General features: G+C 36.5%; 22 protein-coding genes. 9 read left to right on the top strand and 13 right to left on the bottom strand.

Translation table 11 applies throughout. The features are described 5' to 3' along the window. The first annotated feature begins 11 nt into the window (after nucleotides 1-11). Nucleotides 12-1,115, top strand: a complete 1,104-nt coding sequence (gene carA, locus ABIQ28_RS14150) for a glutamine-hydrolyzing carbamoyl-phosphate synthase small subunit (protein ID WP_348038418.1) — start codon at nucleotides 12-14, stop codon at nucleotides 1,113-1,115. A gap of 224 nt (nucleotides 1,116-1,339) precedes the next feature. Continuing rightward, complete coding sequence (gene eno / locus ABIQ28_RS14145) at nucleotides 1,340-2,632, top strand: phosphopyruvate hydratase (protein ID WP_348038416.1); 1,293 nt, start codon at nucleotides 1,340-1,342, stop codon at nucleotides 2,630-2,632. A 202-nt stretch (nucleotides 2,633-2,834) separates the two neighbouring features. Here eno and ABIQ28_RS14140 read toward each other — a convergent pair whose 3' ends face one another. After that, entirely contained in the window at nucleotides 2,835-3,590 is a 756-nt protein-coding gene (locus tag ABIQ28_RS14140; protein ID WP_348038414.1) for a DUF481 domain-containing protein, read from the bottom strand. Between the two features lie 314 nt (nucleotides 3,591-3,904). Here ABIQ28_RS14140 and ABIQ28_RS14135 point away from each other — a divergent pair, with 314 nt between their 5' ends. Together ABIQ28_RS14135 and ABIQ28_RS14130 are read left to right on the top strand one after the other, a co-directional pair. After that, nucleotides 3,905-5,191: a citrate synthase gene (locus tag ABIQ28_RS14135; protein WP_348038412.1), complete on the top strand. Its 1,287-nt coding sequence runs from the start codon at nucleotides 3,905-3,907 to the stop codon at nucleotides 5,189-5,191. 64 nt (nucleotides 5,192-5,255) lie between these two features. Then, nucleotides 5,256-6,170: an arginine deiminase family protein gene (locus ABIQ28_RS14130; RefSeq protein WP_348038410.1), complete on the top strand. Its 915-nt coding sequence runs from the start codon at nucleotides 5,256-5,258 to the stop codon at nucleotides 6,168-6,170. A 55-nt stretch (nucleotides 6,171-6,225) separates the two neighbouring features. On the opposite strand, the gene ABIQ28_RS14125 is transcribed toward ABIQ28_RS14130, so the two are convergent. From ABIQ28_RS14125 to rsfS, 7 genes are all read right to left on the bottom strand, one after another. Beyond that, a complete protein-coding gene (locus ABIQ28_RS14125) occupies nucleotides 6,226-6,639 on the bottom strand; it encodes a hypothetical protein (protein ID WP_348038408.1) in 414 nt (137 codons plus the stop codon). A 119-nt stretch (nucleotides 6,640-6,758) separates the two neighbouring features. Then, nucleotides 6,759-7,025, bottom strand: a complete 267-nt coding sequence (locus tag ABIQ28_RS14120; RefSeq protein ID WP_348038478.1) for an acyl-CoA-binding protein — start codon at nucleotides 7,023-7,025, stop codon at nucleotides 6,759-6,761. Continuing rightward, a complete protein-coding gene (locus tag ABIQ28_RS14115; protein WP_348038406.1) occupies nucleotides 7,025-7,678 on the bottom strand; it encodes a phosphatidylserine decarboxylase family protein in 654 nt (217 codons plus the stop codon). Before ABIQ28_RS14115 ends, ABIQ28_RS14120 begins: the two co-directional genes overlap by 1 nt. Then, nucleotides 7,668-8,489, bottom strand: coding sequence for a phosphatidate cytidylyltransferase (locus ABIQ28_RS14110; protein ID WP_348038404.1), 822 nt, complete (start codon nucleotides 8,487-8,489; stop codon nucleotides 7,668-7,670). Before ABIQ28_RS14110 ends, ABIQ28_RS14115 begins: the two co-directional genes overlap by 11 nt. Before the next feature lie 80 nt (nucleotides 8,490-8,569). Further along, nucleotides 8,570-9,175 (bottom strand): LUD domain-containing protein, encoded by a 606-nt coding sequence (locus tag ABIQ28_RS14105; RefSeq protein WP_348038402.1) that lies wholly within the window; start codon nucleotides 9,173-9,175, stop codon nucleotides 8,570-8,572. Nucleotides 9,176-9,283: 108 nt separating this feature from the next. Then, nucleotides 9,284-11,299 (bottom strand): ATP-dependent zinc metalloprotease FtsH, encoded by a 2,016-nt coding sequence (ftsH, locus tag ABIQ28_RS14100; protein ID WP_348038400.1) that lies wholly within the window; start codon nucleotides 11,297-11,299, stop codon nucleotides 9,284-9,286. A gap of 10 nt (nucleotides 11,300-11,309) precedes the next feature. Beyond that, complete coding sequence (rsfS, locus tag ABIQ28_RS14095) at nucleotides 11,310-11,681, bottom strand: ribosome silencing factor (protein WP_348038398.1); 372 nt, start codon at nucleotides 11,679-11,681, stop codon at nucleotides 11,310-11,312. Nucleotides 11,682-11,776: 95 nt separating this feature from the next. On the opposite strand from rsfS, the gene ABIQ28_RS14090 reads away from it, so the two are divergent. Beyond that, nucleotides 11,777-12,508: a biotin--[acetyl-CoA-carboxylase] ligase gene (locus ABIQ28_RS14090; protein WP_348038396.1), complete on the top strand. Its 732-nt coding sequence runs from the start codon at nucleotides 11,777-11,779 to the stop codon at nucleotides 12,506-12,508. Here ABIQ28_RS14090 and ABIQ28_RS14085 read toward each other — a convergent pair. Next, nucleotides 12,505-12,900: an SRPBCC family protein gene (locus tag ABIQ28_RS14085; RefSeq protein WP_348038394.1), complete on the bottom strand. Its 396-nt coding sequence runs from the start codon at nucleotides 12,898-12,900 to the stop codon at nucleotides 12,505-12,507. The two genes, ABIQ28_RS14090 and ABIQ28_RS14085, sit on opposite strands and share 4 nt — an antisense overlap. 122 nt (nucleotides 12,901-13,022) lie before the next feature. Next, entirely contained in the window at nucleotides 13,023-13,667 is a 645-nt protein-coding gene (pyrE, locus tag ABIQ28_RS14080) for an orotate phosphoribosyltransferase (protein WP_348038392.1), read from the bottom strand. Between the two features lie 121 nt (nucleotides 13,668-13,788). On the opposite strand from pyrE, the gene ABIQ28_RS14075 reads away from it, so the two are divergent. Continuing rightward, a complete protein-coding gene (locus ABIQ28_RS14075) occupies nucleotides 13,789-14,373 on the top strand; it encodes an NUDIX domain-containing protein (protein ID WP_348038390.1) in 585 nt (194 codons plus the stop codon). A 315-nt stretch (nucleotides 14,374-14,688) separates the two neighbouring features. Here the strand turns inward: ABIQ28_RS14075 and ABIQ28_RS14070 are convergent, their stop codons facing one another. After that, the gene (locus ABIQ28_RS14070; protein WP_348038388.1) at nucleotides 14,689-14,922 is read right to left on the bottom strand and encodes a hypothetical protein; all 234 of its coding nucleotides are present in this window, start codon (nucleotides 14,920-14,922) and stop codon (nucleotides 14,689-14,691) included. Nucleotides 14,923-15,123: 201 nt separating this feature from the next. Next, nucleotides 15,124-16,857 (bottom strand): M14 family metallopeptidase, encoded by a 1,734-nt coding sequence (locus ABIQ28_RS14065; RefSeq protein WP_348038386.1) that lies wholly within the window; start codon nucleotides 16,855-16,857, stop codon nucleotides 15,124-15,126. Nucleotides 16,858-16,960: 103 nt separating this feature from the next. Between ABIQ28_RS14065 and ABIQ28_RS14060 the strand changes: the two genes are divergently transcribed. Further along, complete coding sequence (locus tag ABIQ28_RS14060; protein WP_348038384.1) at nucleotides 16,961-17,893, top strand: arginine deiminase-related protein; 933 nt, start codon at nucleotides 16,961-16,963, stop codon at nucleotides 17,891-17,893. Nucleotides 17,894-18,193: 300 nt separating this feature from the next. Here the strand turns inward: ABIQ28_RS14060 and ABIQ28_RS14055 are convergent, their stop codons facing one another. Then, nucleotides 18,194-20,251: a tetratricopeptide repeat-containing sensor histidine kinase gene (locus ABIQ28_RS14055; protein ID WP_348038382.1), complete on the bottom strand. Its 2,058-nt coding sequence runs from the start codon at nucleotides 20,249-20,251 to the stop codon at nucleotides 18,194-18,196. 620 nt (nucleotides 20,252-20,871) lie between these two features. Between ABIQ28_RS14055 and argS the strand changes: the two genes are divergently transcribed. Beyond that, the gene (gene argS, locus ABIQ28_RS14050) at nucleotides 20,872-22,650 is read left to right on the top strand and encodes an arginine--tRNA ligase (protein ID WP_348038380.1); all 1,779 of its coding nucleotides are present in this window, start codon (nucleotides 20,872-20,874) and stop codon (nucleotides 22,648-22,650) included. 106 nt (nucleotides 22,651-22,756) lie between these two features. Further along, the coding region (locus ABIQ28_RS14045) for a signal recognition particle receptor subunit alpha (protein ID WP_348038378.1) at nucleotides 22,757-23,391 on the top strand (635 nt) is incomplete at its 3' end.

Raw genomic sequence — 23,391 nt, 5'->3', positions numbered from 1 at the left:
TAATAATTAGAATGAAATATACTAAAAGACACAAAGCCATCATTCTTCTTTCAGATGGCACGATTTTTCACGGTAAATCAATAGGAAAACAAGGTTCAGCCTTTGGGGAAATCTGTTTTAACACAGGTGCCACTGGGTATCAAGAAGTGATAACAGATCCATCCTATTATGGTCAAATAATGGTCGCTACCACTGCACATTTGGGTAATTACGGAATTGTTACTGAAGAAGTGGAATCGGATTCCATTCAAATAGCAGGTTTGGTCTGTAAGAATTTTAGTTATAATTATTCACGACCTGCAGCTGATGGTTCTTTGGAGGAATTCTTCAATAAATTCAATCTCCTTGCTATTTCCGATGTTGATACACGTGCTTTAGTAAGCTATATTCGCGATAATGGTGCCATGAACGCGGTCATTTCTACGGAAGTGGACAATATAGAAGGGTTAAAGAAGCAGCTTGCTGAAGTACCACAAATGAAAGGTTTGGAACTTGCTTCAAAAGTGAGTACCAAAGAGCCTTATTTTGTAGGTAATGAAAAGGCGACCTACCGTGTTGCTGCGTTGGACTTAGGCATTAAAAAGAATATTCTTCGCAATTTGGCCAAAAAGGATGTCTACATTAAAGTGTTTCCATACGATGCCACTTATGAGGAGATGAATGCTTTTGAACCTGACGGATTCTTTCTTTCCAACGGCCCTGGAGATCCACAACCATTGCTCGGCGTCATTGCTTTAACTCAGGAAATTATCAAACACAATAGACCACTTTTTGGAATCTGTCTTGGCCATCAAATCATTGGTTTGGCTAATGGCATTTCAACCTATAAAATGAATAATGGTCATAGAGGGATCAATCATCCAGTTAAAAATCTGATGACAGGAAAAGGTGAAATCACATCTCAAAATCATGGTTTCGCACTCAATAGAGAAGAAACAGAACAACATCCAGACATTGAAATCACACATAACCATTTAAACGATAATACCGTTGCAGGGTTACGTATGAAATCAAAAAATGTGTTTTCTGTACAATACCATCCTGAATCCAGTCCTGGTCCACATGATGCGTCTTATCTGTTTGATCAGTTTATAGAAAACATGCAAAAAAAATAGTAACGAAACCTCAAAAAAACAGCATCTTTTTTGAGGTTTTCTTATAGCGCAAACATTATCGCAGATTTTAAATGTAATTCCGAAACTGGAGCGGGAGTTCCAGGTAAGTATTTCGTAAATTAGCGTGGCTTGCGGCAGTGGTGGTTTAAGTCACTTTGCATAGTCCCAATAGAAATTAATTAATAGTAAGAAAGAATAGAATATTAACTTTAAATATTATAACAATGAGTATCATCCTTAGCATTCATGCAAGACAAATTTTTGATTCACGTGGTAATCCAACTGTTGAAGTAGATGTCATTACAGAAAACGGTGTCCTTGGACGCGCTGCGGTGCCTTCTGGGGCTTCTACGGGAGAACATGAAGCTGTAGAGCTTAGAGATGGTGGAAAAGCTTTTATGGGTAAAGGCGTTCATAATGCCGTTGAAAACGTAAACTCAGTAATTGCTCAAGAATTATTGGGAACTTCAGTATTCGAACAAAATAAAGTGGACCAGATGATGATTGATTTGGATGGTACTGCAAACAAATCAAAACTGGGTGCCAATGCCATTTTAGGAGTGTCTTTAGCGGTTGCTAAAGCGGCTGCTAATGAGTTGGGCATGCCCTTGTACAGATATGTTGGTGGCGTTTCTGCCAATACGCTTCCTGTGCCAATGATGAATATCATCAATGGTGGCTCACATTCTGATGCCCCTATTGCATTTCAGGAATTTATGATCATGCCAGTGAAAGCGAAAAATTTCACACATGCCATGCAAATGGGAACTGAGATTTTCCATAATCTTAAAAATGTATTGCACGACAGAGGTTTGAGTACTGCTGTGGGCGATGAAGGTGGATTTGCACCAAATCTAGCTGGGGGAACTGAAGATGCTTTGGACACAATTAAATTAGCCGTTGAAAAAGCAGGTTATACTTTAGGTGATGACGTAATGATCGCTTTAGATTGTGCTGCTGCAGAATTTTATGTGGACGGAAAATATGATTATACAAAATACGAAGGCGCCTCTGGAAAAATAAGAACCAGTAAAGAACAAGCCGATTATTTGGCAGAACTGGCCGCTAAATATCCAATCCTTTCTATTGAAGATGGAATGGATGAGAACGACTGGAAAGGATGGAAATATTTGACTGAAAAGATAGGCGATAAAGTACAACTGGTAGGTGACGATTTATTCGTAACCAATGTAGAACGATTATCAAGAGGAATTGAAAACGGCATTGCGAATTCTATTCTGATTAAAGTCAACCAAATCGGAACGTTGACTGAAACTATCGCAGCGGTTAATATGGCACATAATGCGGGTTATACTTCGGTAATGTCGCACCGTTCAGGTGAAACAGAAGACAACACCATTGCTGATTTAGCTGTGGCTTTAAACTGCGGACAGATTAAAACCGGTTCAGCATCACGTAGTGACCGTATGGCCAAATACAACCAATTGCTACGTATTGAGGAGGAGTTGGAAGATGTGGCTTACTTTCCTGGGGTAAGAGCTTTTAAAGTAAAATAAATATTCAGCTACCTTTTAAGGTAAGAGTAAATAATTGGGTTAGATTTTTTTGAAATCTAACCCTTTTTTTATGGTAATGAAGGTTGCTTGTACTTTTACGATTAAATTTTAAATCGTAAAAAAATGGTTGCATTGTGTTTGTAGAAAATGTTGAACATCAATATTTACGGAAACGAACTTCAAACAAAATTCACCTTGAGTGTTAAAACGTAAACAAAAGCCCATTTGTTAGCTCGTATTGCGATTGTGGTATGGTCACAACAGGGTACGCATCAAAATTATAAATGAAGGTTGTTTTAAAAGCAAGATTCTTTAGAATTTTAAACAAGACACTCGTCGTACTTGAGAGTCTGTAATCGTTTAAGGCATCCAATCGTGGCTGATAATAACTGGTGTTGATAATACCAAGAGTTTCCGTAGGATAGAGGCTAAAAGACAGATAAGTGCTTGCACGGAAATCTTTATGAATTCTATTTTCGGCAATGTCTGAGGCTTTTTCATATTCGTACATGACCAATGTGCCCAGATAAAAACGATAATTTTCGTTGGAGGTTAGTTTAAATCGTGGACCAAGGCCTATCAATCCTCTAAAATCAATTTCTGAAATGGCATCATATTGCGCTTGGGCAAAGGCTTCCATTTTAATCGTTTCCGTAATTCTATGATTGTACCGCAAGTGCTGTGTTCCTTTGTTCACGAAGGATTCTCCTGCCGCTTTTTCAAACTTTAAATCGTTTACAAATAGCCATAATTCTTTTTTGTTATTATATTGAATATCCGACTTGGTCGCGATTTTGAAAATATTATTCTTGTTCTTGATTAAACTGGCATCTAAACTTACTGATCCTGTCCATTTGGCAGAATCCGTCTTTTTTCTTAAAGTTTCTACATTAATCACTTGTGAATAGCTGTTCGTAATTATTAGAAAGAATAAGATGGAGCTAATACTGATTTTCATAGGTGTAATATTAATTGAGTGTAATTTCCGCCGAATCCAATTCCTCTTTTGTGGCTCTTCTTACAAGTACCAAAACCAACATAAGTAGGAAAAACCACATTAATATATTTGTAGTTCTGGCGGGGTACACAAAAATAAAAAACTTATGTAAATTCGTTCTTAAAGATAGATTTTCCTATAGTTTTTATATATTCTAAGATTGTTAAAATGCTTGTTAAGTTCTTTTCTATATCATGATATATTTTGTAAATTCGTGACTCCGATCATCCACTAACGATGATCTGTAATTTTAAATATAACTTACAAAAATATATATGTCCGATAAAGCTACAATAGAAATACAAGGTAAAAAATATGAATTTCCTCTCGTCGTAGGCACCGAAAATGAAGTTGCCATCGATATCAGTGATTTAAGAACCACCACAGATAGTGTTATTACACTCGACCCAGGGTTTAAAAATACCGGTTCATGCGAAAGTGCCATCACATTTTTGGATGGTGAACAAGGAATTTTGAGATATAGAGGGTATGCAATAGAAGAGTTGGCCGAAAAAGCGGATTTTCTTGAAGTAGCTTTCCTTCTCATTTTTGGTGAATTACCAACCAAAGTAGAATTGGAAAAATTCCATGCAGATATCAAGTCACAATCCGTTGTGGATGAAGATATCCGTAAAATTGTGGATGCTTTCCCAAAATCGGCGCATCCAATGGGTGTGATTGCTTCACTTACCAGTGCACTGACTGCTTTTAATCCATCTTCAGTAAATGTCAATTCTGAAGAAGATATGTACAAAGCCATTGTTAAAATTTTGGGTAAATTCCCAGTGCTTGTGGCATGGACTTTCCGTAAAAAGAATGGATTGCCGTTGGATTATGGCGATAAAAACTTAGGCTATGTTGAGAACATCCTTAAAATGATGTTCAAACAACCGAATGAAGATTATAAAGTAAATCCTATCGTATTAAATGCGTTGGATAAACTTTTAATCCTTCACGCCGATCATGAGCAAAACTGTTCTACGTCAACCGTAAGAATAGCAGGTTCATCTCATGTAGGTTTGTTCGCATCACTTTCTACAGGTATTTCTGCACTTTGGGGTCCGCTTCACGGCGGTGCTAACCAAGCGGTTTTGGAAATGTTGGAAGCTATCAATTCTGATGGTGGTGATACTGATAAATACATGGCGAAAGCTAAAGATAAAGAGGATCCGTTCCGCTTGATGGGCTTTGGACACCGTGTTTACAAAAACTTTGACCCAAGAGCAAAAATCATCAAAAAGGCAGCCGATGAAGTATTGAATGATTTGGGAGTGGAAGATAAAATTCTTCATATTGCTAAAGCTTTGGAAAAAGAAGCTTTGAAAGATCCGTACTTTGTGGATCGTAAACTTTATCCTAACGTGGATTTCTACTCAGGAATTATCTACAGAGCTATGGGGATCCCAACAGATATGTTTACGGTAATGTTTGCTTTAGGACGTCTGCCAGGCTGGATTGCTCAATGGAAAGAAATGAGATTGAACAAAGAGCCAATAGGACGACCAAGACAAATATATGTTGGTGCAACATTGAGGCCTTTTAAAGCTATTGAAAAACGTTAAATAGAATAGATTAATACAACAAAGCTTCATTTTTAAAGATGGAGCTTTTTTTATACTTTACAACATGCTAAAACTGAATATTAAGAACGAAACATCCCGACTAAGAGCTGTGGTTTTGGGGACTGCCGTAAGCAACGGACCGACACCTAAAGCAGAAGAAGCCTATGATCCAAAGTCATTAGAGCATATTAAAGCGGGAACTTATCCTGTGGAAGCTGATATGACGGAGGAAATGGAAGCGGTAGCCAAAGTTTTTGAAAAATATGATGTGAAGATCTATCGTCCAGAACTGATCGAAAATTATAACCAAATTTTTGCAAGGGACATTGCTTTTGTTATTGATGACCTTTTAATTAAAGCTAATATCCTGCCTGATAGGGAAAAGGAATTGGAGGCCATTCAGTATGTTATTGAGCAAATCGATCCTGAAAAAGTTGTCCGACCACCAGAGGAAGTTCATATTGAAGGTGGCGATGTCATGTTATGGAATGATCATATTTTTATTGGGACTTATAAAGGCAGTGATTATAAGGATTATATTACAGCACGCACCAATATAGAGGGCGTCAACTATATAAAGGAATTATTTCCCCATAAAATTGTCAAGGAATTTGATTTGGTAAAATCGCGAATTGAGCCAAGGGATAATGCACTGCATTTGGATTGTTGCTTTCAACCCGTTGGAAAAAATAAAGGTATCATTTATAAAAGTGGCTTTCGCGAAGAAAGTGATTATATGTACTTAGTCAATTTGTTTGGGAAGGAAAACCTATTTCACATCACACGTGAAGAGATGTATCATATGAATAGCAATATTTTCTCTATTGCAGAAGACGTTGTTATTTCAGAAGGAAATTTTACGCGATTGAATACTTGGCTTCGCAATAATGGTTTTACAGTGGAAGAAGTGCCATATGCTGAAATAGCAAAACAAGAAGGTTTATTACGTTGCAGCACGTTACCTTTGATAAGGGATTAAAAGATTTAAAGCAGTATTATTAATTGTGATGATACCGCTTATTTTTTTATCCTAATTAAACACCAATTATTGCTGAAGTCAAGACAACAGTGCAACAGGCCAATATAAAGTTATAACTGCCTTTTTCTGTCCTGTGAAAATAAATGAGGAAGGCAAAATTTATAAGACCATAAAAAGATATTCCGGTACGAATGAACCCCAAATCAGACTGGAAAGCCACCAAAGCTGACAGAGCTATGATGTTGCTAATAATAAAATATGAAAGCAATACCACAATCCTCCTTTTGTTGTTAGACGGTGTGGAATCATATCTTAAGAATAATTTTATTGGGAAAAAATAGATGCTTGTTAAAAGCGCAATCAGCAGATATATAAACGCAGGAATGACATTTTTTATAGCTAAAAAATAGAGTAGGCTGAGGATTGGTAAAAGTAGATAATCTCTTTTAAAAATTAGTTTAGAAGTCATAGGTATTTAATTTAAAATGCTACTACTCATTTCTCTGGGTAACTATTCAAATCAAATATATTCAAATATAACTTAGGGAATAATTGCCTTATGGAAGTTATTTAAACCAACGCTTAATCTTACTTTCCGTATAAAAAATAATTATTGACCAAATCTATATAGATGCGTTTGGCCTCGTCAGGAGTAACATTCTTTACTTGAAATAGCGCATTCGTCTTAAATGCTGTAATCATGGGTTTATTACCCTTAGGACTTTTATAGTTATTCGTTGCTTTTTTATAATACGCATAGAGGCGCAGTAGCAAATCGGCAGGGAAAGGCTTTGTATAGCTATTGATACGATCTACAGCTTCCTTAAATTCAATATCTAAACTGTCTTCTGAAATCATTTTCTTTCGGCAATAACACTTACACCACCTTTTACTTTTTGATTAAGTACTACTTTAATATCTGAATCCAAAGGTAAAAATAAATCTACTCTCGAGCCAAATTTAATGAATCCAGAATCTGCTCCTTGTTTGACGTCATCATTTGCTATAGCATAATTAACAATACGTTTTGCCAAGGCGCCCGCGATTTGACGATAGAGTACTTTTCCGAAGAATTCGTTTTCAACCACAACTGTAGTACGTTCGTTTTCTTCACTCGCTTTTGGATGCCACGCAACTAAAAATTTTCCAGGATGGTATTTACTGAAAACTACTTTTCCTCCAATTGGGTAGCGCGTCACATGGACGTTTATTGGTGACATAAATACGGAAACCTGAATGCGTTTATCCTTGAAAAATTCTTTTTCAAAAACTTCTTCAATCACAACAACTTTACCGTCAACAGGGGAGAGGGCATGATGATCATGCAGGGTTCCAATACGTTTTGGATTTCTAAAAAATTGAAGAATGATGATGAAAAACGCTACAACAATGAGCATTAAGGTGGTTCTTAACCATTCTATTGATACAAAATAATCAATACTCATGATCGCTATTACAACTAGAGCAATCGTAATCATTACAATTTTATGGCCTTCTTTATGAAACATAGGGGAATAGTCTTAAAAATAAATAAAAAAATGGTGCTGCAAAAATAATACTATCTAACCGATCTAGCAAACCGCCATGTCCTGGCATAATCACGCCACTGTCTTTGACTCCGGCCTGCCTTTTGAACTTGGACTCAATCAAGTCGCCCAAAGTCCCAAATACACTTGCAATAATACTTAATATGAGCCAATTTGTGAAATCTAAAGTATCTGTAAATGTAGCGATAAAATAACTTGCTAAACAGGCAAAAAATAAGCCGCCCATAAAGCCTTCGACGGTTTTTTTAGGCGAGACACTTGGAAATAGTTTTTGTTTCCCAAAATTCTTACCTACAAAATAGGCACCGGTGTCATTTATCCAAATCAATACAAATACTCCAAGCAATAGCATTGGCGTGAATATCTTATCGTTATTGGCAATCAAGATTAAAAAAACAAAAGCACTGGCCAAATAAAATGTGGTAAGAATATAACGCTTGGTTTCAAACAGTGGTATGGTCTTTTCTGAAAATAAATCCTTGATTAAAAATAGCTGGACAAAAATAGTGAGGACCTGAAGTATTTTTATGGCTTCGTTAAAACCGGCATCCAATCCAGGGACGATTGCCCACACACTAAAACTAGCATACATCAGGGTAAAGACAATATAAGGTGCTTTGCTTTCTAGCTGAATTAGCTTTTTAAATTCGGCCATGCAAATAATCCCAAATACGAAAAAAAGAGCGACCAATAGATATTGCCAATAAATGGAGAGTATCAGCAATGATATATAAATAGCGCCAGAAATAGCTCTCGTACTAAGTTCTTTCATCTGTAAATTTTAGTAGGTTTTTAATAACAGATGACGCCTTTCAAATAGTGGTTTCCCATGAAATAAAGTGAAAAGTTCCATTATAAATCTTCTAGAAGCAGCAAATATAGGTTTTTTGAGCTACTTCCATAACTAAGAAAGTTTTTATCTTCTATAGTCTTGAAATGTTTGATGGTGGTAATATTAGTTGGGATTTTATCCTTATTCTTATTTTTAATGCCTCTTAGGCCTTCACCAATGTTCTCAACAAACTGACTAGTTGTTGCGTAGATGATAAAGTTAGCAGGTAGATCGCCTAATTTTTTTTCCGCAATTTGATTGGAAGAGATCAATAAAGAACCATCATCGGCTATTAAATATTCGCAAGTAGAAAGGAAATATTGACCTTCTTCAGGTTTTCTGGTGATCGGAAGATCAAAATCCTTGAATAAATCTTTAAGTCTTGTATCTAATAAGAAAACGTTCATGCCTTCCCAATCGTTCTCCTGAAGAATGTTATGTAAAGATTTATGGACTTCTCCCATATTCTCACAATACAGGAATTTTCCACCATTGGCCTTAAAATTTATAGTAAATTTTTCGTCTATAGGTAGTTTAATCTCTGGCATATACTTGCCTCTCTCTTCGCTTTTTATTTTATCTTCTGGCGTATATTTTAAGCCGAAAATTTTACGAAATAGACTCATGAATGGGTTGCTATTAACCTGATTTTACTAATGGTTTCCTCAAATATAAAAAAACTTAAATTAACAAAGGTTTAATTTAAGTTTTTTATATGAATTTGAAATTTTTATTTAAATTAACGGCTCATCTTTTGGGATGTCTTCAACCGGTACTTCAATATCTTGAATTGTGGTAATTGGATGTGTTTGTTTTGCCGTTTCTAAAATCACTTTTTCGTAAGGACGCTTGCCAAAAATACGTTCTAAATTGTCCTTGAAAATGACTTCTTTTTCAAGTAATTCTTCTGCTAATTCGGTCAGTTTATCTTTATTCTCTTCAAGAATTTTGATGGCGCGAGCATATTGCTCTTCAATAATCACAGAAATTTCCTCGTCAATCAACTCTGCAGTCTTTTCGCTATAAGGTTTTGAAAAACCATATTCAGATTGTCCTGAAGAATCATAATAGGTTAAGTTTCCTACTTTCTCACTCAATCCATACACCGTAACCATAGCACGGGCTTGTTTTGTGACTTTTTCTAAATCACTCAAAGCACCAGTGGAAATCTTATCGAAAATTACTTTCTCGGCAGCACGGCCACCAAGAGCAGCGCACATTTCGTCGAGCATTTGCTCTGTTCTTACAATAAGTCGCTCTTCTGGCAAATACCAAGCAGCACCCAATGATCTTCCTCTTGGTACAATAGTTACCTTCACTAAAGGCGCAGCATGTTCCAACATCCAACTTATGGTTGCGTGTCCCGCTTCGTGGAACGCAACGGCGCGTTTTTCATCTGGAGTGATGATCTTGTTTTTCTTTTCAAGTCCGCCGATAATTCTGTCAACAGCATCCAAGAAATCTTGTTTGTTTACAGATTTGTTGCCTTTTCTAGCTGCTATTAATGCCGCTTCGTTACACACGTTGGCAATATCAGCCCCAGAGAATCCAGGTGTTTGTCTGGCAAGAAAATCAATGTCTAAATCTTCGCCTTTTTTGATCGGTCTTAAATGCACCTCAAAAATTTCCTTGCGTTCAACGATATCTGGAAGATCAACAAAAATCTGTCTGTCAAAACGACCAGCACGCATTAAGGCCTTATCTAAAATATCAGCTCTGTTGGTTGCAGCAAGAACAATCACGTTAGTGTTGGTTCCAAAACCGTCCATTTCAGTCAATAACTGATTCAAGGTGTTTTCACGCTCGTCGTTAGAACCTGACATGGCGTTTTTACCTCTGGCACGTCCAATGGCGTCAATCTCATCAATAAAAATGATAGATGGTGATTTTTCTTTGGCTTGTTTAAATAAGTCTCTCACTCTGGAAGCTCCAACACCCACAAACATTTCTACGAAATCTGAACCAGATAAAGAGAAAAAAGGAACTTTAGCTTCACCAGCAACAGCTTTTGCCAATAGCGTTTTACCGGTTCCTGGAGGTCCTACAAGAAGTGCTCCTTTTGGAATTTTACCACCTAAAGAAGTATATTTTTCTGGAGTTTTTAAGAAGTCTACAATTTCTTGTACTTCTTCTTTGGCACCTTCCAAACCGGCTACATCTTTAAAGGACGTTTTGACATCGGTGTTTTCATCAAACAATTTTGCCTTGGATTTTCCGATATTGAATATCTGTCCACCAGCACCACCGCCAGCACCACCAGACATCCGTCTCATGATAAATATCCAAACGCCAATAATCAATACAAATGGCAAGAGGCCTAATAGGAAATCGCCCCAAACGTTATGCTCTGTCTCAAACGTAACTTTAGTATTGGTAAGGTTATTGTCTTTAATAACTGTGCTTATTTGCTCCTGAAAGAGCGCTAAGTCTCCAAACTCAAATTTGTAATTTGGACTCGGCGTTACAGAAGGCAAAATGTTGTTAGGCTTGCTGCCTTTATGTTTTTCTAATTTTAAAGCTTCGTCAGTCAAGTAAACTTTGGCTTCTCTATTATTGACAATTTCAACTTTGGCAACATCACCATGGCTCAAATACTCGAAAAATTGAGCAGGGGTTGTTTTTTTAGTATCCTGTCCACCAAAACCACCGGAGAATATTTGAACTGCAAAAAACGCAGCGATCACCATTCCGTAAATCCAATAGGGACTTAGTTTCGGTTTTTTGTTTAAGTTTTTATTTTCTTTTGACATTAATTTTCTTTTAGTAACTAGTTTCTATAACGGTTGTTTTTGCGTCGCCCCATAGTCCTTCAATATCATAATATTGTCTAATGTGTTTTTGGAAAACATGTACAACAACGTTGACGTAATCCATTAAAACCCATTCGGCGTTCTCGCTTCCCTCCACATGCCACGGATGGTCTTTAAGTGTTTTGCTGACTTTCTTTTGAACTGCATTTACAATAGCGTTCACTTGTGTGTTTGAGTTTCCTTCGCAAATAATGAAATAATCACAAACCGTATTTTCAATATCCCGTAAATCGAGAATTTTTATCTCTTTCCCTTTGACGTCTTCAATGCCTTCTAAAATAGTGGATATCAGTGCGTCTGAGTTAATGTTTTCTTTCGCCATTAATTTAAATTAAATTTGTGCAAAGTTATTGTTTTATTTATTCTTTTGAGACTTTATATTTCATAAGAAATTTATAATTTATTTAAAGCTTGCACATGCGTATTATCAAACTTGATGCCATTGACTCTACCAATACTTACTTAAAACAGTTGAGTGTTGCGGGTAATGCCGAAGACGGCCTGGCGGTAGTGGCTAAATTTCAAACTCACGGGCGAGGTCAAATGGGAACTGTTTGGGATTCTCAAGAGGCCAAGAACCTAACCTTTAGCGTGTTTAAGGATGTTTCTTTTGTCAATATCGCGCAGCACTTTTACATCAGCATGGCCGTGTCTTTAGCCGTTTATGAGGCCTTAAACAGTTTGGGACTGCAGCGCATAAGTGTAAAATGGCCTAACGACATTTTGTCAGACAATAAGAAGATTGCCGGCATCCTAATTGAAAATGTCATTAAACTGAATGTTATTTCAGGGTCGGTAATTGGAATTGGACTTAATGTCAATCAAACAGATTTTGCAGATTTGCCATCGGCGTCCTCCTTACTATTACTTTCTGGACAGGTCAACGATTTGGACGAAGTTTTAAATATTGTTTTAAAGCAGATTGAGATCCATTTTAACTATTTGAAAAATAAACAATTCAAGCTTTTGAAGTCGCGTTATGAATCGCATCTGTTCAGAAAAAACAAACCTTCAACTTTTAGAAATGCTGAAGGTGCGTTGTTTTTGGGATATATTGTTGGAATTTCCGAATTGGGAAACCTATTAATCAGGGTGGAGGACAACATCATAAAAAGTTTTGACTTTAAGGAAGTCGTACTGATGTACTAAACTGCTTTAGACAGGTTAGTCACTAAGGTTTCAATAAACTTTGAAATAGGACCTTTAATCATCATGGCCATCATTGGATTGAAGTCGCCTGCAAAGGTCAATTTCACATCACTCTGATTGTCGTCTGTTTCTTGAATGTCGCCAGTTAAAGAAAAATCCAATTTTCCTCCTGCTGCACCAAGAACGATTTTGTTAGGAGCAATGCTTTCTTTTTTCTTCAATATGATCTCAGGCATGCCTTTCAGGGCAAATAAAAACTTATCGTCGCCTAAAACTTCAAATTTACTGATGTTTTCAGGCATTAATTGTTCAAAATTCTTGACATCAGACAAAAAATCGAAGACTTCCTGCGGACTCTTTTGAAGATTTACTTTTGGTGACTCTAAATTCATGGTTTTGTTATGTTTTGTTCCGCCTGCGCAAATACACCGGACGGATAAATGTTTATTTTTTAACGTTGTATGATTTTCAGTTGCATCAACTAAACGACAAGCAACTTTACAACCTCACTAGCTCAAATGGCATTCCATTCGCTAGGATTGGCATTCCAATCGGCCAAAATTTCCTGTTCTTTACTGGTGATATATTTAGTGTCCAAAGCTTGCTCCAAAAGCGATTCATAATTACTTAAGGTTTGTAAAGTGATATTAGCTTCTTTGAAATTGGCGTTTGCCACTTCAAATCCATAAGAGAAAATGGCCACCATTCCTTTGATGTTTACACCAGCGTCCTCAAGCGCTTTTACTGCATTAAGACTACTTTTTCCGGTGCTGATCAAATCTTCAATGACCACTACGTTTTGTCCTTTGTCAACTCGACCTTCAATTTGATTAAGGCGTCCGTGACCTTTTGCTTCAGGTCGGACATATACAAAGGGCAAGCCTAGATATTCAGCGACCAAAACGCCAATACCAATGGCGCCTGTAGCTACGCCAGCAATAACGTCTGGTTTGCCATACTGTTGCTCAATATGCTTTGCCATGATTTCACGCACATAATTTCGAATTGGCGGATAGGATAGTATAATCCGGTTGTCGCAATAAATTGGCGATTTCCAACCAGAGGCCCACGTAAATGGTTCATTTGGTTGTAATTTGATCGCGTGAATCTGCAATAGCAGCTCAGCGGTTTTTTTGGCGGTTTGTTTGTTGAGAATCATGCTGCAAAATTAAACAAATTTATAGATTTTGAAATCAAAAACTTCTTGAAAATATTTTTCAAAAGTGCAACTATGAATCAAAAAACTATATTTTTACCAATTCAACACTTCCATGAAAGAAATGACGCACAGAATTTTTGTTAATGACAAGCCCATTATTTTGACCACCAAGGTCAAGAAGGAAAAGCTTTTCAAAAACTATCTCATGAGTACCGTTAATATTGGTAAGGTTATTAAAGAGCTTAACACGACGGATTTGGAGGGTATCCGGATTATTGGTAAAAAAGAAGATAAACTCCTAAAATCATTTCTGAAAAAATTGCCCAACGTCATAGCGGGCGGTGGGAAGGTATTCAATAGTAACGGCGACATTCTTTTTATTTATCGCAACGATAAATGGGATTTGCCCAAAGGGAAAATCGAGGACAACGAAAGTATAGAAGATACTGCCTTACGTGAAGTGGAAGAAGAAACCAAAGTCAATGGGTTGAAAATCGTAAAACCTTTAGAAACGACCTACCATATCTTTAAACGCAATGGCCGACTCCAACTAAAAATCACCTATTGGTTTGAAATGACTTCTACTTATGCTGGGGTCTTGGAGCCACAAGAAGAGGAAGGGATTACTAAAGTGGAATGGCTAAATCCAGCACAGATTAAAGAAGCTATGGAGAATTCTTATGCAAATATTAAGATTTTGGTGTAGGTTTTTTTGTTGACTTTTGGAAAAAAATGCTATAAGGTTAATTTGTTTGAATCATTTCTAGTGCCAAAAAGAGATAAGATTTCAACGCTATTGTTTTTAGTTCGATAATAGAGTTTATTGTATTTTAGTATTACTGCTCTTCGAACATTCTTCTTTTGTTTAGATATTTGAAAAAGATTTGGATTTTTGGAAATCAATTCAAGGGTATGATCTATTTCTTTAGAAAAATTTTCAAGCTCTCTTTCTGTCCAGTTTTATTCAAGATATTTAATTACTTCTCTTAAGTCAGAAATGGCATGATCGGTCCATATTATTTTATAACCATTTTTCATAGAGCTTCCTGACCTCTGAATGTGGTTTCAGATTTCCCGAATCAGCGTCTTCCAATCCTTTTTCAATTGAATCTTTTTCTGCTGAGGAGATTTCATTCCACAAATCCGTTTTTTCGCACTCTCGAAGCTTCATGATTTTTTCAAGGATAGAATTATCGTTCAATGTAGTCAACCATTGAATCAATTCTATTTTTTTATCTTGAATGTTTGTGTCCATAAACCAAATTTACAAATTACAGTTTTAACTTTAATGATTCTGGGGTTGTTTTTTGACAACAAAATTAATAGAGAAAGGCAATTCAAAACCACCTCATGATTGCCATCAATATGGTATTGGAATTTTAGAAAATGAAATTGTTAGAATGTTTTATATCCGGTCCTAAACGAATTTCAACTATTTTTTTTGGAAAGTCAAGTGCTATATTGCTCTATAAACCGGATACTGCATATGCGCCAACTCGTAACTCGAGCTGTGTTTGTGCAACCAATCCAATTGTGCGTACCAATTATTGGCGAAATCTGTTTCTGCTATCTTTTTCGCTTCAAACTCCATTTTTAATTCTCCATTCTTCATTAATAATTCTTCCGCCATGTCTTCCCAGGCATAAGGAGAAAACCCTTCTTTTTGCTGCAGAATGGTATCGAAGAAATTCCAGTTGAAGAAGGAATCTGGAGCTTGTGGTTCCAAAGTTTCCAACAGGTATCTAAAGGCGTTTTGATTGGTAGGTACATAAAAATCGCCTTTTCTGAATTTGACGTCTTGAGTTTTTGAAATTACTTTGGCGTTATAATGTTGGTAATGTCCTTCATAAGCTTGGCTTCGAGTTTGGTAGGTGTCAATCTTATAGCTTTCAACCGTAATTGTTGTGTCCTTTTCAAATATGGACATTTCAACTTGGTTCAGTTTTAATAAATCGATCACGTTCCACCAGCCTTGGGGGACGACATAAGCTTCTGGAATGGTGACTTCAACTGTAGGTTTGAAATAATTCTGATATTTAACAGCTTTGATAAAGGGTTTGTTACGGTCATATTTTAAACGTTTGCCACCAGTAATTTCACTCGGAATCATTTTTCCTTCATAACCTTTAAATGATAGCGTTGTAGATTTTGTGGTGTCAACCTTCCAATCTAGCGGATAGGTTTTGGACGCTTGAAATTGTTTAAGTGCGTTGGATCGTAAGTTTTTAATTTTAACGTGATCTTTTTCAATGATGTCGATCATGGTTTTCATCAATTCATAAGTGCCTTCAACACGAGGCTTGTAAGGTTTGAGCATATGCGTTTCAACCATCATGCCCAAGCTGTTGAATAAAGCAGTATATCCCGTTGAATAACGAGGGCCATCCAAAAACTGACTAAACCCAGCTTCAGGGACTTCGTTGAAAACGTTGACATAGGGCGTGATATCCAATTTTTTAATGGCTAGTTGCTGCTCCAAACTTGGCATCATTTCCGTATGGAGATAATTGCCCAAATCACCTCCAAGTTTATTGTGTTGCGTAAATAAGTGAGTCAGAGTATATTGATAATCGGCACCATTACTGACGTGATTGTCAATGAAAACAGCGGGTTGTACCATATGATAAATCTGGGTAAACGTACGTGCGTTTTTAGTGTCGGCTTTTATAAAATCCCTGTTCAAATCATAGTTTCGGGCATTGCCTCTAAAACCGTATTCCTCTGGGCCATCTTGGTTGGTGCGAGTGGTTGAATTTCTATTGAGGCTGCCACCAATATTATAGATGGGAATGGTCACTAAAACAGTGTGTTTAGGTATTTTAATTTTTCCTTGTGCAAGATCTCTGAACAAAAGCATCGTGGCATCAATGCCATCAGGTTCGCCAGGATGAATGCCGTTGTTGATCAGTAATATTTGCTTGGTTTTTCTGATGGTTTCGAATTCGAAAATTTTATCCGGGTTAAAGGTTGCGATATGCAAAGGTTTGCCAGCATCCGTCATTCCTATACTGTCCAAGTGAATTTGAGGAAAACTATCTGCTAAGAGCTGATAATACGCGATTACTTCCTGGTAAGCCGCAGTTTTAAGTCCGTCGCTTTTTTCAAAAACAGTCAAGAAATCTTTATTTGAATTTTTATTTTGAGCAATACCAGAAAGGCATATCAAAAAGCAGAGGAAAGTGGTTTTCATTAGGAATTATTTTCGATTCAGATTCATGTATAATTAATAAACACAATGTCTTCCAAAATTACTCAAATTAAACTAATTTTGCAGGCATAAATTTGACTTCACCATGCACCAAACCACAAATACAATCTTGATGATTCGTCCGGTAAATTTCAGGATGAATGAACAAACCGCTGTCAATAATTATTTTCAGGAAGATTTAGATCTGAAAAATTCGGAAATTAATAAAAAAGCACAAGCTGAATTTGATGCTTTTTTTGAAAAACTCACAGCTGTCGGTGTTAATGTTATTGTAGAAAATGATGACATCGCTAACGATACTCCAGATTCGATTTTTCCGAATAATTGGGTGAGTTTCCATGAAAATGGCGATTTGGCGCTCTATCCTATGTTTGCAGAAAACCGACGCAAGGAACGTCGTGAAGAGCTGTTTGACCGTTTGGAAGATGAGGGATTTGAGATCAACGATATTATGGACTATACCAGTGCTGAAGAAGATCATTTCTTTTTGGAAGGTACAGGAAGTATCATTTTGGATCGTGTCAATAAAAAAGCTTACTGCGCATTATCGGCAAGGGCAGATGAAGAATTATTTATTGAATTCTGTGAAGACTTCGATTATTTTCCGGTAATTTTTACGGCTTATCAAACTGTAGATGGCGAGCGATTGCCTATTTACCACACCAATGTCATGATGTGTATTGCTGAGACTTTTGCAGTCATTTGCTTGGATACTATTGATGATAAAAAGGAACGCAAGAATGTTGTGGAGCATCTTAAAAAAGATGGTAAAGAAATAATTGCAATTACTGAAGAACAAATGCATCATTTTGCTGGTAATATGTTACAGGTAAGAGGAGCAGATGAAAAACGTTATTTGGTCATGAGTAAAGCGGCTCATGAGAGTTTAACGAGCTTGCAGATTTCAAAAATATCTATGCATTGCGATGTGCTCTATAGTGATTTAGAAACTATAGAAACCTGTGGTGGTGGAAGCGCACGTTGCATGATGGCAGAAGTGTTTTTGCCGAAAGCATAATGAAGTTGAAATTGAAATCGAATTTGAACTTGAAATCAAAGTCGAATTTGCTTGCCCGTCAGTAACTTTAGTGGAGAGGCGCGAAATCGAACTTGAATTTGAAGCTTTTTTAGTTCTGTACTTCGGTTTTCGTCTTAAAATTTGATATCGACATTTTCAGTTCTTTCTACCTAGATGTGGCCTTGATTAAGTTCTATTAATTTCTTGTAGATTGTTAATCCTAAGCCAGTGTCTTTTCGTTTTGGGTCTCTCTATAGGAGAACTCGAAACAAGAAACCTGAAACAAAAAACTTTTTAATTTCACTCTTGCATTTTCTTCTTAGGAAGCTCAATATAGAACTTGGTTCCGACATTGACAATACTTTCTACCCAGATACGACCGTGATTGAGTTCGACTAATTCCTTGCAGATGGTCAATCCTAAACCGGTGCCTTTTTCGTTTTGGGTGCCGATAGTTGTGAAATTGTTGTTTTTGAAAAGTTTCTTGAGGTTCTCCTTTGAAATACCCACACCCGTATCTTCCACACAAATCAAGGATTTGCCATGGTGCTCTTTATTTGAGATGGTAATAATATCGCCCACACGACTGAATTTTACCGCATTGGTAATGAGGTTTTGAATAATAATTTCGACCATGCTCTTATCGGCGTAGACAAATTCACGTTGCGTCTCATCAATAACCACAAGGCGTTTTTGTTCTATTTTTGGTTCTACTAAATTGATTTTGTCATGGAAAATTTCCTGGATATTGAGAAGTTCAGGATTAGGTTCCAAATTTTGCATTTGAGACTTTGACCAATTTAATAGATTGAATAATAATAAGGAGGCATTATTGGCGTTTTCACTCAGTTCTGGAATCAATTCATTAAACTCTTCTTTGCTGATATTTTCTTCATTAAGTAAATCCAAAAAACCTTTAATGGATGAAATCGAATCCTTTAAATCATGCGAAACAATGGAGAATAAGCGATCCTTAATATTGTTGATCTCTTCAAGATCGCGCTTCTGCTCCATAATAGCATCATGTTGAAGTTGAATTTGCGTATTCTTTGTCTCTAATTCCTGAGTATATTGAATAGAACTTTTTCTCTTCAGATAGATTAAAAGTAAAATGGTTAGAGCTGTTAAAAACGCTATAATCAGTCCATAAGACAGAAGTTTTAAATTTTTGACCTGGTCATTTTGACCGACGGTGGCATTATGAGGCGTAATTACAACAGTATCAGCTTCGGATTTTTTCTCTATAATCTCCTCGATAGAATCGGTATTTGTTGGGAGTTTAGGTTGGTTTTCTCTATCGATAAGGTGTTTTAAAGTAAAATATTCTCTTTGCCATTTATAAGCATTTTGAAACTTGCCTTTGGTGGAGTCCAAAGTCATCAAGAGTTTATAGTTTTTTAGAAGCTCCTCAGTGTTTTCAGTGTTTTTAGCCAACTCGTGAGCTTCGTAAATCTGGCTTTCGGCAAGTCGTGTGTTCTTTTTTTCGAGGTTAAGATGCCCAATAGAATTTAAGGCTCTCAAAATACCGTCGTTATTGTTTGTTTTTCTGTTGTACTTTAATCCTTCCATCAAATATTCGGAAGCCTTGTCATAATCATTAAACTTTAGATATTCCTCTCCAATGCGCGGTAACACTTCGCCTCTAAGCTTTTGGTCGGTTTCAGGGTTGAGCATTGCTAAAACAGCTTCATAATATTCAATGGCCTTTCGGTGTTCCTTGCGTTCTGAATACAAACGTGCAATGTTTTTTGTGGACATTTTAATGCCTGTGCTATCCTTTAGGCGTTGTCTTATATTCAGTGCTTTCATGTTGAATTCAAGAGCTTTGTCAATTTGATGTGTTTGGAAATACGCTTCGGCCAAATTATTGTACGCCGCACCAAGATCTTCATATAGATTTTGGGTTTCGAATATTTTGATCGCTGCCAAAGAATTTACTAATCCCGTGCTGTAATTGCCTCTTTTGATTTCGATGAGGCCAATGCTGTTGCTTACTTTGGCAATTCCAATGGAATCATTGAGGTCGGAAAACAGTTTTTTGGATTTATTGAAATGATCAATCGCGTTGTAATAATCATTCTTATTGGAATAAATAAGCGCCTTATAATAGTTGGCTTCTGCTATGCCCTTATTGTAATTTAGTGAGATTGAAAGCTGTTCGGTCTCGGAAATATATAAGAGTGCCTTTTGATAATCTTGTGTTTTGTAAAGGGCTTTGATAAGTTCAATTGACGTATCGACTTTGGATAAATCCTGTTTTTGATAAGCTAATTGTATAGCAAGGCTGTCTATCTTTTTGGTTTGGGCATGACCATATAAGATAGCAAAAAAGGCAGCTAAGACAATTAACCGATTCATTTTTTGGCAATTAGTTATAAAATGTAATGTTGATGTGATAAGAGCTTGCCTTGAGGGAGAGGTTAGGCACGTTCACAGTATACAATAACATTGCTGTTAAGGATTTTTAAAAATGGTGCATCAACGTTTTTGGGACTTTGATTAATAGCTTCGTCAAAAATGACTAAAAGCGTTCTTAAAATCTAATTTTTGGGTTTTAATGCCAAAAAATTAGATAAAGTGATACTTATTCTTTTTTGGATAAATTCCCTTATCGATGAAAGGTAAATATCATAGAAATACGACCTTTGTGTCGATGAAATGCAAATTCTTTCGACTACTCCTATTTGTTGTACGTTTTGTCTTATTATTCGATGGTCAGGAAACATAAAGTATACCAATAGTTACTGCTGTGACTTATTTGGAATTATGTTTTTATTGATTAAAAGCAAAAAGCCTTACTAATGGCTTCGGTAAATCATAAGGTATTTTCTTATTTGAATTTAATCAATTTTGGACGAGTGATATTCCTTAGAATTAAAAGCGCCTGCCGTGCGTATCTATTTTGCACAACATTACAGTTTTGACGACTCAAAAATTTAATAAAAATCCTATCTTTGCAAGCTTAAATTATACAACAGATGAATCTTCAGGAGACCATATCACATCAGGTAAAAAAAGCAGTAAACGATATTTTTGGCGCGACCATAGAGTCGGTAGAATTGCAATCCACACGCAAAGAGTTTGTGGGCGATATCACTGTAGTAATTTTCCCGATGCTACGTGTGGTGAAAGGAAATCCGGTTCAAATTGGCGAACAAATTGGTCAATATCTTTTGGATAATGTTGCTGAAGTAAAATCTTTCAATGTGGTGAAAGGGTTTTTAAATGTTGAAATTGATGCGGTCTATTATCTTGATTTTTTTCAGTCGATAAAAAACCAAAATACTTTCGGATTTGTTACTCCTAATCCAGAAGATAAAGCGATTATGGTCGAGTATTCTTCGCCAAATACCAACAAACCTTTGCATTTGGGACATATCCGAAATAACTTATTAGGATATAGTGTTGCCGAAATTTTGAAGGCATCGGGTAAAAAAGTCTATAAAACCCAAGTCATCAATGACAGAGGAATTCATATTTGTAAAAGCATGTTGGCCTGGGAGCGTTATGGAAATGGCGAGACACCGGAATCCACAGGTTTAAAAGGTGATAAGCTCGTTGGGAATTACTATGTCAAATTCGATCAAGAATATAAAAAGGAAATTCAGGAGTTAATCGCCCAAGGAAAAACTGAAGAAGAAGCCAAAAAGCTAGCACCGATTATTATTGAAGCACAAGACATGCTTTTAAAATGGGAGGCCGGCGATGCAGACGTTGTGACGCTTTGGGAAAAAATGAACGGCTGGGTTTATAAAGGTTTTGATGAAACCTATAAAAATTTAGGTGTTGATTTTGATAGTCTTTATTACGAAAGTCAAACCTATCTTTTAGGAAAGGAATTTGTAGCCGAAGGTTTGAAATCAGGCGTGTTTTTCAAAAAAGAAGATGGTTCCCTTTGGTGTGATCTGACGGCAGATGGTTTGGATGAAAAAATCGTTTTACGTTCAGACGGCACTGCGGTTTATATGACTCAAGATATTGGTACAGCTATTCAGCGTGTTAAGGATTTTCCTGATGTTGGCGGGATGGTTTATACGGTTGGAAATGAACAGGAATACCATTTTCAAGTCTTGTTTTTGATTATTAAAAAGCTTGGTTTTGAATGGGCGAAAAACCTGTTTCATTTAAGTTACGGAATGGTCGATTTACCTTCAGGAAAAATGAAGAGTAGAGAGGGAACCGTTGTGGATGCTGATGATCTGATTGTAGAAATGGCACAAACTGCCGAAGAGATTTCTGAGGAATTGGGCAAATTAGACGGCTATTCAGAAACCGAAAAAGCAGCACTTTACCAATCTATCGGTTTGGGGGCATTAAAATATTACATCTTAAAAGTGGATCCGCGGAAGCGTATTCTTTTTGATCCGAAGGAATCCATCGATTTTCAAGGGAATACCGGACCATTTATACAATATACCTATGCTAGAATCCAATCGATATTAAGAAAGGCCGATCAAGATGTGCCTATCGATTTCAAAACAATTAGTTTGCACGAAAAAGAAAAGGAACTTATAAAATTTATCATGTTATTTCCTGAACTGATTCAGAATGCAGCGGAGAATCATAGTCCTGCTTTAGTGGCCAATTACACCTATGATTTAGTGAAGGAATTCAATTCTTTTTATCAAAATGTATCCATTCTTGGTGCTGAAAACGACAATGAAAAAGCTTTCAGAGTGGCATTGTCCAATAAGGTTGCCGTGACCATTAAGAAAGCATTTGGTTTGTTGGGAATTGATGTGCCAGAACGTATGTAATTTATTAAGCCCTTAGGTTTTATAAATACACATCAAATATGTAAATTTGCAACTCAAAATTTAATTCTTGTGGTTTTAAACACTACAAACAGAAGACTGAAAACATATGTTTAATAATTTAAGTGAAAAGTTAGATAAAGCCTTACACGTTCTTAAAGGACATGGAAGTATTACGGAAGTAAACGTTGCCGAGACTTTGAAAGAAGTTCGAAGAGCATTGTTGGATGCCGACGTTAACTTTAAAATTGCGAAGGAATTTACCAACACCGTGAAGGAAAAAGCAATGGGTCAAAATGTATTGACCACCTTGCAACCTGGACAGTTGATGGTAAAGTTGGTGAAGGATGAATTAACTGAACTTATGGGTGGTGAGGCTGAAGGATTGAATCTTTCAGGAAATCCAAGCGTTATTTTGATGTCTGGTTTACAAGGTTCTGGTAAAACGACGTTTTCCGGAAAATTGGCGAATTTTCTTAAAAACAAAAAAACAAAGAAACCTTTATTAGTGGCTTGTGACGTGTATCGTCCGGCGGCGGTTGATCAACTTCACGTGGTAGGAGATCAAATCAATGTTGAGGTGTTTAGTGATCGCGGTAATACCGATCCTGTAGCGATTGCCAAAGCAGGTGTTGCTTATGCTAAAGCTAATGGCTTTAACGTGGTTATTATAGATACCGCTGGACGTTTGGCAGTTGATGAGGCAATGATGACCGAGATTTCGAACATTCATAAAGCTATTCA

Origin of the sequence: Gelidibacter sp., from assembly GCF_039916245.1 — a bacterium.
Lineage (GTDB): Bacteria > Bacteroidota > Bacteroidia > Flavobacteriales > Flavobacteriaceae > Gelidibacter.
The sequence above is the reverse complement of the archived record's forward strand: the minus strand, read 5'-3'. Positions and strand labels throughout refer to the sequence as shown.

What these genes read in the sequence shown, in the direction of transcription:
- carA (WP_348038418.1), top strand. Translation starts at nt 12, where the DNA reads ATGAAATATACTAAAAGACACAAAGCCATCATTCTTCTTTCAGATGGC.
- eno (WP_348038416.1), top strand. Translation starts at nt 1,340, where the DNA reads ATGAGTATCATCCTTAGCATTCATGCAAGACAAATTTTTGATTCACGT.
- ABIQ28_RS14140 (WP_348038414.1), bottom strand. Translation starts at nt 3,590, where the DNA reads ATGAAAATCAGTATTAGCTCCATCTTATTCTTTCTAATAATTACGAAC.
- ABIQ28_RS14135 (WP_348038412.1), top strand. Translation starts at nt 3,905, where the DNA reads ATGTCCGATAAAGCTACAATAGAAATACAAGGTAAAAAATATGAATTT.
- ABIQ28_RS14130 (WP_348038410.1), top strand. Translation starts at nt 5,256, where the DNA reads ATGCTAAAACTGAATATTAAGAACGAAACATCCCGACTAAGAGCTGTG.
- ABIQ28_RS14125 (WP_348038408.1), bottom strand. Translation starts at nt 6,639, where the DNA reads ATGACTTCTAAACTAATTTTTAAAAGAGATTATCTACTTTTACCAATC.
- ABIQ28_RS14115 (WP_348038406.1), bottom strand. Translation starts at nt 7,678, where the DNA reads ATGTTTCATAAAGAAGGCCATAAAATTGTAATGATTACGATTGCTCTA.
- ABIQ28_RS14110 (WP_348038404.1), bottom strand. Translation starts at nt 8,489, where the DNA reads ATGAAAGAACTTAGTACGAGAGCTATTTCTGGCGCTATTTATATATCA.
- ABIQ28_RS14105 (WP_348038402.1), bottom strand. Translation starts at nt 9,175, where the DNA reads ATGAGTCTATTTCGTAAAATTTTCGGCTTAAAATATACGCCAGAAGAT.
- ftsH (WP_348038400.1), bottom strand. Translation starts at nt 11,299, where the DNA reads ATGTCAAAAGAAAATAAAAACTTAAACAAAAAACCGAAACTAAGTCCC.
- rsfS (WP_348038398.1), bottom strand. Translation starts at nt 11,681, where the DNA reads ATGGCGAAAGAAAACATTAACTCAGACGCACTGATATCCACTATTTTA.
- ABIQ28_RS14090 (WP_348038396.1), top strand. Translation starts at nt 11,777, where the DNA reads ATGCGTATTATCAAACTTGATGCCATTGACTCTACCAATACTTACTTA.
- ABIQ28_RS14085 (WP_348038394.1), bottom strand. Translation starts at nt 12,900, where the DNA reads ATGAATTTAGAGTCACCAAAAGTAAATCTTCAAAAGAGTCCGCAGGAA.
- pyrE (WP_348038392.1), bottom strand. Translation starts at nt 13,667, where the DNA reads ATGATTCTCAACAAACAAACCGCCAAAAAAACCGCTGAGCTGCTATTG.
- ABIQ28_RS14075 (WP_348038390.1), top strand. Translation starts at nt 13,789, where the DNA reads ATGACGCACAGAATTTTTGTTAATGACAAGCCCATTATTTTGACCACC.
- ABIQ28_RS14070 (WP_348038388.1), bottom strand. Translation starts at nt 14,922, where the DNA reads ATGGACACAAACATTCAAGATAAAAAAATAGAATTGATTCAATGGTTG.
- ABIQ28_RS14065 (WP_348038386.1), bottom strand. Translation starts at nt 16,857, where the DNA reads ATGAAAACCACTTTCCTCTGCTTTTTGATATGCCTTTCTGGTATTGCT.
- ABIQ28_RS14060 (WP_348038384.1), top strand. Translation starts at nt 16,961, where the DNA reads ATGCACCAAACCACAAATACAATCTTGATGATTCGTCCGGTAAATTTC.
- ABIQ28_RS14055 (WP_348038382.1), bottom strand. Translation starts at nt 20,251, where the DNA reads ATGAATCGGTTAATTGTCTTAGCTGCCTTTTTTGCTATCTTATATGGT.
- argS (WP_348038380.1), top strand. Translation starts at nt 20,872, where the DNA reads ATGAATCTTCAGGAGACCATATCACATCAGGTAAAAAAAGCAGTAAAC.